Source organism: Acidovorax sp. (genome assembly GCF_046291265.1).
In the GTDB taxonomy this organism is placed as follows: domain Bacteria; phylum Pseudomonadota; class Gammaproteobacteria; order Burkholderiales; family Burkholderiaceae_C; genus Acidovorax.
In genome coordinates this window covers 12,598-25,433 of the sequence record NZ_JBKBTV010000004.1, presented here as the reverse complement: position 1 = coordinate 25,433, position 12,836 = coordinate 12,598, and the positions used below count along the sequence as shown (strand labels likewise).

Below are 12,836 nucleotides of genomic sequence, written 5' to 3'. Positions count from 1 at the left end.
GATACCAGAGCGGACCGTCCGGCATGCAGGCAGTTGGAGAGCCCAAATACCGCAGTGCCGCATTTTCTTCCCGATTGTCCACTGTCTGGCGTGCCGTGGAATTGTCTCGGCAACCTGCCAACGGACCCCTCAGCGTTGCAGGCTTGCAGCCACGCCACTTTGCCAGCGCCAGGCGTCGTCGCACATGCGCTGGATTCCGTGCTGGGCGCGCCAGCCCAGCAATTGCTCAGCCAACGCAGGGTCTGCCCAGCACTGGGCGACGTCACCCGGGCGGCGCGCCACCACCTGGTAGGGCACGGCGCGGGCGCTGGCCTGCTCAAACGCTTTGACCATCTCCAGCACCGACACCGGCTTGCCGGTGCCAAGGTTCACCGTCAGCAGCCCCGCGTGGTCCCGCAGGTAGCGCAAGGCGGCCACATGGCCATCCGCAAGGTCACACACGTGGATGTAGTCGCGCACACCGGTGCCGTCGGGCGTGGGGTAGTCGCCCCCGTACACGCTCAGACGCTCACGCAGGCCCACGGCCACCTGGGCCACATAAGGCAGCAGGTTGTTGGGCACGTCCTGGGGGTCTTCGCCGATCAGGCCGCTCTCGTGCGCGCCCACCGGGTTGAAATAGCGCAGCCGCGCAATGCGCCAGAGCCCGGGCTCTGCTGCCTCCACGTCGGCCAGCACCTGCTCCATCATGAGCTTGCTGGCGCCGTAGGGGTTCTGTGTCGACAGGGGCGCATCCTCGCGGATGGGGACCGATTCAGGCTCGCCATACACGGTGGCAGACGAAGAAAACACCAGGGTGCGCACATTGGCTGCCTGCATGGCGCGCAACAGGTTCACCGTCCCGGCCACGTTGTTGTCGTAGTAGCGAAGGGGTTCGCGCACCGACTCCCCCACCGACTTGAGCGCAGCAAAGTGGATGACCGCGTTGATCGGGTGCTCCGCAAAAACACGCTGCAGCAAGTCGGCGTCGCGCACGTCGCCCTGGACGAAAGGCACAGGCGCCCCGGTGATGCGCTCCACGCGCTCCAGAACCGACGCGCGGCTGTTGCAAAAATTGTCCAGCACTAAAAACGGCATGCCAGCCGCGGCCAATGCCACACAGGTGTGGGAGCCGATAAAACCAGCCCCGCCAGTTACAAGAATCACAGACCCATCTCCTCAAAAAAGACACAAGCGCCGGGTGCGGCCCCGTTTTACGCCAACCCGGCGCAGCCATCAGAGCGTTTATCCCCTAGCCAAGCGCTCACCCGCGACAGACCATTGCAAACGATTGTCAACGCATGGTCACAGCGCGCACCTTGCACGGATACTGCGACACCCTTGGAGGTAACCCACAAAAAGCTCGTTTTTCCTGAAAAACGCCGGGGGCCTGAATCCAAAACCAAACGCCGCGCGTACCCGTCACACCGAACGACAAATCGGCACCAAGAAAAAACACATCCATTAACAGATTGTCATAGATCGTACCTATCAATACAAAGCTATTCTTGTCGGCCAACGCGATCTCCTCCCTGTGCAGATCCGCCTGTACCTCTGCCGCCTCGGGCGGCAGTTCGGCCGCCAGCTCTCTCATTCAAGCCACCGAACCCATGTTTTTCTCGCTGCGCCAGACCCTCCGGTTGGCCTTGTGCTTATTGACCTTCTCTGCTTTCGGTGCCCCTGCGATGGCGACACCCGCCGTGGCCCTGCACTACAGCCGCCACGCGCCGCTGGAAGATCTGAAGCTTTTTGACATTGTGGTGGTGGAGCCGGACCACGGTTACGACCCCGTTTCCTACCGGTCCAAGGGCAGCGAACTGTATGCCTACGCCTCCGTGGCGGAGGTGCAACCCACGCGCAGCTACTTCAAGGACATTCCAGCCCCCTGGCAGATGGCGCGCAATGGCCAGTGGAACTCGGTGGTGATCGATCAGACCCCCGCCGAATGGCCCGCTTTCTTTGCAGAGGGGGTCATCGGCCCCTTGTGGAAGCAGGGCTACCGGGGTTTCTTTCTGGACACGCTCGATTCCTACCGGTTGGCCAGCAGTTTTGACGAAAACGCCCAGCAGAACGGCCTGGTGCGTGTGATCGAAGGCCTGCACCAGCGCTTTCCCGGCATCAAGCTGATTGTCAATCGGGGATTTGAGGTGATGCCGCGCCTTCAGGGCAAGGTCGAGATGGTGGCGGCAGAGTCGCTGTACCGCGGGTGGAATGCAGGTAGCAAGCGCTACGAAGAGGTGTCTGAATCCGATCGCCAATGGCTGCTGACGCAACTCAAGACCATCCAGGAACGGGACCGCATCCCGGTGCTGGCCATCGACTACGTGCCCCCGCACGACCGCGCACTCGCCCGGGAAACCGCTGCGCGCATCCAGACCCACGGCTTTATCCCTTGGGTGAGCGACAGCGATCTGTCGACCGTCGGCATTGGCAGCGTGGAGCTGGTGCCCCGGCGGGTGCTGATGGTCTTCAATGGCGCCGAGTCCCCCGCCCTGAACTACAGCACGGCCCACCGGTTTCTGCAGATGCCACTGAACCACATGGGCTATGTGGTGGACTACGCCGATGTCCGCAGTCCGTTGCCGAAGGGCATCTACCGCGACCGCTATGCGGGAGTGGTCACTTCGTTCGCAGGGTTCATTCCCAGCACGCACCGGGCAGATTTGACGCGGTGGCTGCTTGACCAGATGACGGCTGGCATGCCGGTGGCCATTGCGGGAGACTTCGGGCTCCAGCCGGACCGGTCATGGGCCGACAAGGCGGGCATTCAGGCGCAGGGCTTCACCCTTCAAGGCGCGCTCCGTGTAAGCCGCACCCACGCCATGATGGGGTTCGAGGTGGAAGCGCCTCCCACCGAAAGAGACTATTCACCCGTTCGACTGGTGGGCAAAACGGCGGGCCAGGCCACGCCGCTGATGGAGTTCAAGGACGAGAAGGGCCAGACGTTTGTGGGCGGCGCACTGACGTCTTGGGGTGGATTCATCAACGACCCCTTCGTGCTGGCCGATATCCCCGGTACGGACCAAAGCCGGTGGGTGGTCGACCCCTTCGCCTTCTTTACCCAGGCGCTCAAGCTTCAGCCCCTGCCCATTCCAGACATCACGACCGAAAATGGCCGCCGCCTGTTGTTGGCGCATGTGGATGGCGACGGTTTTCCTTCAAGGGCAGAGTTCGCTGGCAGCCCGCTGGCCGCAGAAGTGCTGCTCAAGGAGGTTCTGGAGAAGTACCGCATTCCGCAGACCGTGGCCATCATCGAAGGCGAAACAGCGCCCCACGGTCTTCACCCGGCGTTGAGTCCGCAGTTGGAGGACATTGCGCGGCGCATGTACCGCCTGCCCCATGTGGAGGTCGCCAGTCACAGCTACTCCCACCCGTTCTTGTGGGATACCAGCGTCAAGCATGGCCTGTTCGCGGAGAACAGCGAGGCTGCTTTCCACATGGCCATTCCCAATTACGAGATGGATCTTCAGCGGGAGATTGCGGGCTCGGTGGACTACATCCGCCAGCGGTTGGCGCCCAGCGGAAAACCGGTCAAGGTGTTTCAGTGGACGGGGGACACCGCGCCGAGCGGACGCGCCCTCCAGATCGCCTATGAGGCGGGTCTGATCAATATCAACGGCGGCGACACGTTCATCTCCAAACTCAACCCGACGCTGACAGCGGTCGGCGCGCATGGCATCACCAAGGATGGCTACCTGCAGGTGTACGCGCCCATCACCAACGAAAACATCTACACCAACTTGTGGGGCGGCCCTTTTTATGGCTTCACGCGGGTGATCGAGACCTTTGAGATGACAGACAAACCGCGCCGCATCAAACCGGTGGGCATCTACTACCACACGTACTCAGCCTCCAAGCCCGCAAGCTTGCGCGCCCTGCGTAACGTCTACGACTGGGCCTTGGCACAACCGCTGCACCCTGTGTACACCTCGGAGTACATCCGCAAGGTGTTGGACTTTCACAGCCTGGCCCTCGGGCAGGATCGCCAGGGGTGGCGCGTGCGAAGCAATGGACATCTGCGCACGCTGCGCCTGCCCAGCGACCTGGGCACGCTGGTATCCCAAGGCAGCCATGGTGTGGCGGGCAGCCGCGAAGGGCAGGAAGGCACCTATGTGCACCTGACCGGAGACAAGGCGTGGTTTCAGGTAGCCAGCGGCACACCAGCCACCGCAGCAGTTGCCACTGCCACTGCCGACACGCGTGCGCCTGTTTCACTGTACGAAGCCAATGCCCGCATCGCGAGCTGGTCGGTCAGCCCTGACGGGCTGACCACCAACTTTGCACTGCAAGGCCATGTGCCTCTGCAGTGGAGCCTGGCCAGCATTGGCGACCACTGCCAACTGCGTGCCGACAAACGCGTGATTCCTGCCCAAAAGTCGCCTGCGCCTGCACGCGCCGACCTCCGCACTTACCGACTTTCCGATGCTTCCGCGCAAATCCAAGTTACCTGCGCAGCCCGTTGAGCGCCCCATCCTGGCCCCCCATTGGCTGACAGCCATGTTGGCCACCATGGTGGGTGGATCGCTTTGGCTGATGTATCCCCGCCAGGATCTCGAACGTCGTCTGACGGCGTCACCGCGCGATTCCGGCCTGTCCTATGTCTATCTGAGCAACCTGCTGCGCAGCGATCCAGAGAATCCCCGCCTGCAAGCGCTCATGGCACAACATGAAGCCAAGGAAGAAGCCGCTCGGCTGGCACGCGAGGCCCAGGAGGCAAAAGCGGCCGAAATGCAGAGCGCCAACCCGTGGACGCTGTGGAATGCATCGATGGACGAATACCACGCCATCGACCCACAGGACACCGAGCGACGTAGCGCAGCGCGTGCGGAACTGGTACTGCGGCTGAACGCCTTGCTTGCCAACGATGTCCCACCCGGCATGCTGCCGAAGCTGGCAGGCCACGCCTTTCAGTTGGACGAACGAGCGCTGGGCATTCGCCTGTACCAGCAGATGGCCGCAACGACCAAAGTACCGAGCGAAGCCTCGCAGTTGTACCGCCGTGCCGCCAGGGAGTCCCTGTCCATGTCAGCCCATGCCCAGGCGGCCGATTTGTACCTGATGGCTCGCCGTACCACCACAGACCCTGAACAGGCAAAAGCGCTCTATCTGGACGCCCTGGCCGCCATGCAGGCGTCCGGCAAACCTGCTGCAGCGCTGGATCTGGCTCAACGTGAATTGGGGGCGCTTGAAAACGACCCCCAGGTGCTTCGTGCGCTGATCGATCTGGCCCGCGCTGCCGGAAAACCCGCCGTGGCGGAGCGTTACGTGAAGCGACTCCTGCAACTGGCACTGCTCCAGCAATGGCAACAGCAAAACGTCGCACAAGCCCCGGCAGACAACGGATACCAGCGGATGTCGGGAGCAATGTCACCGGTGCCCGCCGTCACCGGCGGGTACGAGGACCGCGCCTACCTGCTGGACCCTGCATTGCTGCACCACCCCCATGCAGCGGGCGGGCGCATCGTACGCACAGCACTAGGCGCGGCAGACGCCAAGAAGGCGGGACCTGGCATTCCGTTTGACGACAAGACCTACACGCTGGGGTACCAGGTTTTTCTGGAGAACCGAAACCTGGAGGATGCATGGCTGGTCGCTCGCTCTGCCGTGCAGCAATCTCCCGGCGATCTCGCCTGGAGAGAGCGACTGGCCAGAGTGGCCGAGTGGACCCAACGCAGCCCGGTTGCGCTGGAGAACTGGCTGGTGATCGCACGGCGAACCCAGAAAGACGAAGCCTGGCAGGCCGTGCTCAGACTGGCGCCAGGGCTGTTCGACGACGAGGCACTGGTAGAAGGCCTGCGCTACGAGCTGCGCAAACAACCGCACAACCCAAAACTGGTGCGCGAGCTGGTGCTGACTTACGAGCGTATTGGCACACCCCAGCCTGCCATCGACTTCCTCATCCAGCAACCCGCCACCGTGGCCAACCTGGAACTGCTGGCGGAACTGGCCACCCGTACGGGTGACCTGGATCTGGCGCTCAAAAGCTGGGAGCAGCTGTTCAAGGACCCTGAACAAATACAGCCCGAACGCGCCATGCGTGCCAGCGTGCTGGCTCTGTTGCGCGGGCGTGCAGCGCTCGGTATGTCCTGGCTGGAGGCAGCACGCCAGCGTGTGACTGAATCCACACCCGACGCAGTCGACTTCTGGCGAATGACCGGCCAGCTGGCCGAAAAGCAGCGGCGCGATGCCACGGCGCTGGAGGCCTATCGCGCACTTTTGGCGACCGACCAGGCCGACATGGGCGACTTTGACACGCTGGCCCGGCTTTTGAAGACCGACCACCCAGCTGAAGCGGCCGACATTGACCTGCTGGCATGGGAGCGATTTGGTGAGCCACGCCATCTGATCTCCGCCTTGACCTTTCATGTGAGTCGCAGCCAGTGGCCCGCGGTGAAGCGCCTGCTGCAGCGGATAGACACAGCCCCTCAGGCCAGCCGCCACGCTTTGCAACCGCTGCTGCAGGCCCCCGAATTCCTGCGTTTGGCTGGCCTCTACCACCAGAACGCAGGCAACGTCCCAAAGGCCGTGCAGATGTTCGAGTCTGGACTGCGCCTGGCACCGCAGGACGAGGCGATGAGACAAGCCATGATCTGGTTGTTCATCGATGCCAACGACAACGTATCGCTGCGCAAGCTCCTGTCCCTGCGCGAAGCCGACTGGAGCAAGAACCCGGAAATGCACGATGCGCTGGGCTCTGCCTACCAGGCACTGTCTTTGCCAGCGGTTGCGCTGGAGCGGTACTTCCGCCCGCGCATCGCCGCGAACCAGGGGGACTTCCTCTGGATGATGAACTACGCGGACGCGCTGGACCAGAACCAGGAGACGGATAAGTCGTGGCGCCTGCGCAAGTATTTGCTGTCCGAGGAGTGGGACAAAGCCCACGAGGGCAGGCGGCTGACACGGGCCCAGGCCCGGCAACGCTGGCTGACAGAAAGTGGTTTGGAGGAAGCACAGCGCAATGCGCGGGCCCGGCTCATCCTGCAGCAAAAACCCGGCGACGCGGGCCTGGATGCGTTGCGTGAACTGTTGCGTCTGGACCGGGACGCGAAAGGCAACTACTCGAACGCCGCCGCAGAAACCGCCATCGGCTGGTTCCAGGATGCGGGTGAATACACCGCAGAACGCGCGTTTTTGTGGCACCAGTACGCACGCAGCCAAAGCCTGCGCGCCAATCGGCCACTCTGGGCAGACATCACGGTGGCGCTGGCGGAAAAGGATCTGGCCGCTACCGGTCAGTTGCTGGACACATTTGGCGAACGCCTGCCGCGCTACGACCGGGTCAACGCAGCCGCCGCCGTCCAGGACGTGCGCATGGCACAAACCGTGGCGTTTGAAACCCAGGAAGACCAGCCGGACGACAACCCGCTCCATCTGCAGCTTACGGAAAACCTGCTGGCGTTCAGTGACCACGCGGGCGCCAACGTCGTATCACGCGACCTGCGTGACCTGCGTGAGACCGAAACATCGGTGGGCTTGCACTTGGCGCTCACCCCTCGACTGTCCCTGGATCTGGGTGCCCAACGCATCGAGCGGGTGGCAGGGCTCACTCAGCAACTGAGCAACCCGTCGCAGGAACGCAGCGTGCGCATGGATCTGCGCTGGCAGGACAACGACAGCACCACCTTGCTGCACATCGCCCGCCGCGAAAGTCTGGCCAGCTACACCCCCGTCCATCTGGAGCAGGAATGGCGCATTGACAACCGCCTGAGCCTGCGCATGGACGTCGGCATGCAACTGCCGACGCAGGAAAGCACCGTGATGCGCATGGCCGGCATGAAAGACCGCGTCGGAGTGAGCCTGCGCTACCAGGCATCGCGCCTGGACCAGTTCACCGCGGAGCACTGGCAGGAGCGGTACAAACTACAAACAGGCGGGGCCGTCGGCAGCGGGCGCCACTCGGCGCTGTCGTACACCCACACCTACCGGCTGGACGTGCCCACCCTGGACTTTGGGGTTTTCTGGTCGAACCACAACTACAACCGGCGCGACCCTGTGGGCCTGTCGGGCGCCGATCTGGCCTTTACCCGCTATCTACCGCCCTCGGTCACTGAAGTGAGTGAAGGCTACTTTCTGCCGGAGAACTTCAGTTTCTATGGGGTGCAGGTGTCTACCAACATGCGCTTCGAGCGGGATTACACCCGTGCATTTCTTCCCTACGCAAGCGCGGCGCGAACCTGGCACAGCAAACAGGGCGCGGGCTACAGCCTGCGCCTGGGCGTGGCGGGCAGCGTGCTGGGCGGCGACCACCTGAACCTGAGTTGGGGTCTGGTCCGTGGCGGCACGCAGACCCCAGGACTGAACCGTGAAATCCAGCTCAACTACCGAAAACACTACTAATGAACCCGCAAGAAAGGCCTGTGCAATGAAGACTTCCACGCCCCTCATGAAAACACTGAAACTTTTGGCTTGTGCCATCGCGGTGACAGCGCTGGCCGCCTGCTCCACCGTGGACCGGGGCCGAGCCCCTGCCCTGCAGACAAACGCCTCCTGGACCGTTCTGCCCTTTGCCAACCACACCGAAACGCCCATGGCCGGTAACCGTGCCGAAAGCATCGCCGAGGCGCTTTTGCATGCCAAGGGCGTGGGCAAGGTCAAGCGCTACAGCGCCACCACCCAGCAGGAGGCGCTGTTCGATTCGGGCGACACCAAACGGCAGGAAGACGCGCTGGCATGGGCCCGTGAGCAAGGGATTCGCTATGCCCTCGCGGGCTCGGTGGACGAATGGCGGTACAAGGTGGGCGTGGACGGCGAGCCTGCTGCAGGCGTCACCCTTCAGATCATCGAAGTTGCGTCGGGAGACGTGGTGTGGAGCGGCGCCGGAGGAAAGAGCGGCTGGAGCCGTGAGGCCCTCTCCGCAGTGGCACAAAAACTCATTCGCGAACTGCTCAACTCCGGCCTGTCCGGGGCGCGCTGAGGACTGATTTAAGCAACCATGGCCAGCACTCCTTCCGAGCCCTCCGGACGCCCAGTCCCCGACACCCCGGCCCCCTCGGGCGCCCGTACCGCATCTTTCACTGGCTCCCCTCTGGGCAAACTCACAGCCGTCGGTGATCGACCGTTGATCGTTTTACTGGAAACGATCCTCGTGCCGCTGATCACGGTGGTGCTGGGGTATGCGCTTGATCCTGACGATCCGCTGGGGGTTCATGCTGAGTTTCATTGGTCCTGGCTGGCGCCCGTCATCGTGGCGCTGCGCTACGGCCCATTGGCGGGCCTGGGAGCAGCCGCCGTCCTGCTGGCGGGCTGGTTTTTGCTGAATTTTGGGCACATGGACCAGTTCCCGCAGATTTTCTTTCTGGGTGGACTCATCACCGTCATGCTGGTGGGTGAGTTTTCGAGCCTGTGGCGCGCACGAACGCGGCGTGCCGAGGCCGTGCAGTTCTACCTGGACCAGCGCCTGGAGCACCTGATCCGTCAGTACTACCTGCTGCGCTTGTCGCACGACCGGCTGGAACAGGAACTCATTGGTCGGCCCATGTCGATGCGCGATGCGCTCAAGACGCTGCACGGTCTGGGCAGCAACCCGGAAGACGCGCAGGTGCTGCTCCGTCTGCTCTCCCAGTATTGCCAGATCAGTTCTGCAGCCCTTTACGTCGTGCGCGACGATCAGGTGGAGCCCCAACCGCTGGCCACGCTGGGCACTCCGGTCAGCCTCCACAGTGCAGACCCGCTGGTCGTTCAGGGACTGGAGACACGCACGCTGTGCCATGTAGTGCAGGCCACGGTGCGACAGGAGGCGAGCCGTTATCTCGTGGCAGCGCCGCTGCTCGACATTGGCGGCGAGGTGTACGGCGTTCTTCTCATCGACGACATGCCCTTTTTCTCGCTGCAGGATGAAGGTCTCCAAACGATCAACCTGCTCCTGGGCTACTACACAGATGGTCTGTCGACCCATGCCCTCGCGTCACCCCTGCTTTCCGAAGTGCCGGACTGCCCACCGGAATTCGCGTTTGAGCTGCAGCGCCTTTGGCGCATGCAGGAGAGCACACAGGTTCCCAGCGTGATCGTGGCATTGGAGTTCAACCAGTCGGCCATTGACCGGGACCTGCCGCAGCAGTTTCTGCGCCTCAAGCGCCTGATGGACGAGACCTGGTGGATCTCCGGCCCGCGCCGTCAGGTACTGGCTGTGCTGATGCCTTTGGGCGATGCCTCCACAGCCGAAGGCTTCATCGCACGCCTGGAGGGCTGGATGGATGGCAAGGAAGGCATGTCGCTGACCCAGGCCGGCGTGTATCCGCACCAGCTCCCACTTGCGCAGGCCGAAGGTCCTCAAGCGCTTTTGCACAAGCTGCACCAACTCGCCGATGCTTAATTCCAAACTGGGGCTGTGGGCCGTTTTGATGGAACTCGGCGCATGGGCGGGCCCTGCGCTGCTCGATGGCAACTCTGAAGCCGCGCTGCTCAGCTATCTGCTGGCCCATGCCGCCGCGAGCGTTCTGCTGGCCTTGTTCACGCTGCCACTGCTAGCGCCGCAGCAAGCCAAGCCGCGCGCCCCCATGCTGGCGCTCATGGCCGTGTGCAGCTATGTGGTGCCTATCGCAGGTTTTATGGGCGTGTTGGTGGGCACACTGGTGCTGCGCTTTTACCGGTCTGCAGCCCATGTGGACGACTTCAGCTCGCTGCAGTTGCCTGAGTTTGACTTGCACCAGCGCATGCAAAGCGGGTTCCGCCAGACGGGCCTGCGCGCGGTGCTGGGCAACAGCGATGTGCCCACCCGCTCGCGCATGCGTGCCATGGTGGCACTCCAGCACGTGTCCGGTCGCATCTCGTCTCCTTTGCTGCGCAACGTGCTCAATGACTCCAGCGAAGACCTTCGCCTGCTCGCCTACGGCATGCTCGACAGCCTGGAGCGCAATATCAGCCGCGCCATTGATCAGGAGCTGGATACCCTGCGCACAGCACAGGCCAGCGAAGGCAACGAGAAACTGGGGCCCATCGGCCTGCAGGCGGCAGAAAAACTGTCTGCGCTGTATTGGGAGCTGGTGTACCAAAACCTTGCGCAAGGGGACATGCGGGATCACGCGATCCGCGAATCCCTGCGCTACTGCGATCTGGTCCTTGGTCAGGCGAACCACGCCCAGCACACCTTGCGCCGCGGTCTGCTGCTGCATGCCCTGGGACGCAACCAGGAAGCCGCTCTGTCTTATGACCTGGCCCTGCAACAGGGCCTACCAGCCACCCGCGTGCTGCCGTATCTGGCAGAGCTGAGCTTCGAGCAGCGCGACTTTGAAAGAACCCGCCAACTGATGCAACAACTCGACGAGTGGAGTTCCCTTCCCAAACTGCGCCCTGTCATCGACTACTGGAGTGCCCGATGATCCACCCCAAGGCCGAACAGGCAGACGTTGCCCTGCTGCTGGAAGGCACGTTCCCGTACGTCAGCGGAGGCGTTTCGAGCTGGATCAATCAGATCATCCGGGCGTTTCCCGAATACCGTTTTGCCATTATTTTCCTGGGCAGCCAGAGCCGGGACTATCCCAAGTTCAAGTACGAGTTGCCAACGAACGTGGTGCATTTTGAGCAGCACTTTCTCTACGACCATCTCTCCGCAAATGACCTCCCGCATGCACGCGAGGGGGATAAAGCCACCTTCCAGGTCTTGCGCGACATCATCACCACGCTGCGCCAAGGCCATACAGAAACCGCACTGGCCCTGCAAATGCTGCGGGCCGTGACCCACGAGATGCTGCCCGGGGGCAAGTTTCCGCTGGAAGATTTTCTCTACAGCGAACAATCGTGGGATCTGATCTGTGACACCTATCGCAGAGATTGCACAGACCCCTCGTTCGTGGACTATTTCTGGACCGTGCGCATCATGTTCCAGCCGCTGTGGACCCTGGCCCAGGTCGCTCACAGCATGCCTGCCGTGCGCATGTCGCACAGCGCCTCCACGGGGTATGCCGGATTTCTGGGGGCCCTGCTCCATGACACCCGCGGCATCCCTCTGGTGCTGTCGGAGCACGGCATCTACACCAAGGAGCGCCAGATCGATTTGCTCAAGAGCGAATGGATCCGCGACAACCGCAACATCTTCCAGCGCGACCCTACCGAGCTGTCGTACTTCCGGCAGATGTGGATTCGTTTGTTTGAGTGGCTCGGGCGGTATTGCTACGCAGCTGCTGACCCCATCATCGCGCTGTACGAAACCAACCGGCTTCGCCAGGTGCAGGACGGTGCTGACGCGGCACGGACGTTCAACATCCCCAACGGCATTCAGCTGTCGCGCTTTGCGCCCATGCGCACCAAGCGCCCGGCAGCAACGCCGCCCGTGTTGTGCCTGATCGGGCGCGTGGTACCCATCAAGGACGTGAAAACCTTTGTGCGCGCCATGCGGCGTGTGGTCAACCAGGTGCCCGACGCGCAGGGCTGGATTGCGGGCCCTACGGACGAAGACCCCGCCTATGCGCAGGAATGCCAGAACCTGGTGCGCAGCCTGGGCCTGGAAGAACATGTGAAGTTTCTGGGCTTTCAGAAAGTGGAAGACCTCATGCCCAAGATCGGCCTGGTGGTGCTGTCGTCCATCAGCGAGGCCCTGCCCTTGGTGATTCTGGAGGGCTATGCCGCGGGCGTGCCCACGGTGTCTACCGATGTGGGTTCGTGTCGACAACTCATTGAGGGTCTAAATGACGAAGATCGCGCCCTGGGAGCCAGTGGAAGCGTGGTGGGCATCGCCGACCCTCAGGCCCTGGCAGATGCTGCCATTGCCCTGCTGGCCGACCCGGTCGAGTGGCAGCGCGCCAGTGCAGCGGCCATTGCCCGGGTGGAACGCTACTACACCGACACCATGATGTTTGACAGCTATCGCAAGGTCTACCGCCAGGCATTGCAGGACCGGACCGCCCGGCAGGAGACGCACTGAT

Annotated in this window: 8 protein-coding genes; 6 read left to right on the top strand and 2 right to left on the bottom strand. The window is 62.8% G+C overall.

Annotated elements, in window-relative coordinates; all coding sequences use genetic code 11:
* Positions 1-129: 129 nt before the first annotated feature.
* Positions 130-1,143 (bottom strand): UDP-glucose 4-epimerase GalE, encoded by a 1,014-nt coding sequence (galE, locus tag ACK41V_RS02575; RefSeq protein WP_409777387.1) that lies wholly within the window; start codon positions 1,141-1,143, stop codon positions 130-132.
* A gap of 127 nt (positions 1,144-1,270) precedes the next feature.
* Positions 1,271-1,570 carry a hypothetical protein gene (locus ACK41V_RS02570; protein WP_409777384.1) on the bottom strand — a complete coding sequence of 100 codons (300 nt, stop codon included), beginning with the start codon at positions 1,568-1,570 and terminating at the stop codon, positions 1,271-1,273.
* A 16-nt stretch (positions 1,571-1,586) separates the two neighbouring features.
* Here ACK41V_RS02570 and ACK41V_RS02565 point away from each other — a divergent pair, with 16 nt between their 5' ends.
* Genes ACK41V_RS02565 through pelF form a run of 6 tightly spaced genes read left to right on the top strand, consistent with a single transcriptional unit; the run spans position 1,587 to position 12,835 of the window.
* Entirely contained in the window at positions 1,587-4,439 is a 2,853-nt protein-coding gene (locus ACK41V_RS02565; RefSeq protein WP_409777382.1) for a bifunctional glycoside hydrolase 114/ polysaccharide deacetylase family protein, read from the top strand.
* Entirely contained in the window at positions 4,399-8,313 is a 3,915-nt protein-coding gene (locus ACK41V_RS02560) for a tetratricopeptide repeat protein (RefSeq protein ID WP_409777379.1), read from the top strand. Before ACK41V_RS02565 ends, ACK41V_RS02560 begins: the two co-directional genes overlap by 41 nt.
* Positions 8,314-8,359: 46 nt before the next feature.
* Positions 8,360-8,890, top strand: a complete 531-nt coding sequence (locus ACK41V_RS02555) for a penicillin-binding protein activator LpoB (protein WP_409777377.1) — start codon at positions 8,360-8,362, stop codon at positions 8,888-8,890.
* Positions 8,891-8,908: 18 nt separating this feature from the next.
* A complete protein-coding gene (locus ACK41V_RS02550; RefSeq protein ID WP_409777374.1) occupies positions 8,909-10,288 on the top strand; it encodes a PelD GGDEF domain-containing protein in 1,380 nt (459 codons plus the stop codon).
* Positions 10,281-11,294, top strand: coding sequence for a hypothetical protein (locus tag ACK41V_RS02545; RefSeq protein ID WP_409777371.1), 1,014 nt, complete (start codon positions 10,281-10,283; stop codon positions 11,292-11,294). Before ACK41V_RS02550 ends, ACK41V_RS02545 begins: the two co-directional genes overlap by 8 nt.
* Positions 11,291-12,835 carry a GT4 family glycosyltransferase PelF gene (pelF, locus tag ACK41V_RS02540; RefSeq protein WP_409777368.1) on the top strand — a complete coding sequence of 515 codons (1,545 nt, stop codon included), beginning with the start codon at positions 11,291-11,293 and terminating at the stop codon, positions 12,833-12,835. The genes ACK41V_RS02545 and pelF overlap by 4 nt, the downstream gene beginning before the upstream one ends.
* Position 12,836 lies beyond the last annotated feature (1 nt).

Coding starts and splice junctions, on each gene's coding strand:
- ACK41V_RS02570 (WP_409777384.1), bottom strand. CDS start 1,570: ATGAGAGAGCTGGCGGCCGAACTGCCGCCCGAGGCGGCAGAGGTACAG.
- ACK41V_RS02565 (WP_409777382.1), top strand. CDS start 1,587: ATGTTTTTCTCGCTGCGCCAGACCCTCCGGTTGGCCTTGTGCTTATTG.
- ACK41V_RS02560 (WP_409777379.1), top strand. CDS start 4,399: ATGCTTCCGCGCAAATCCAAGTTACCTGCGCAGCCCGTTGAGCGCCCC.
- ACK41V_RS02555 (WP_409777377.1), top strand. CDS start 8,360: ATGAAAACACTGAAACTTTTGGCTTGTGCCATCGCGGTGACAGCGCTG.
- ACK41V_RS02550 (WP_409777374.1), top strand. CDS start 8,909: ATGGCCAGCACTCCTTCCGAGCCCTCCGGACGCCCAGTCCCCGACACC.
- ACK41V_RS02545 (WP_409777371.1), top strand. CDS start 10,281: ATGCTTAATTCCAAACTGGGGCTGTGGGCCGTTTTGATGGAACTCGGC.
- pelF (WP_409777368.1), top strand. CDS start 11,291: ATGATCCACCCCAAGGCCGAACAGGCAGACGTTGCCCTGCTGCTGGAA.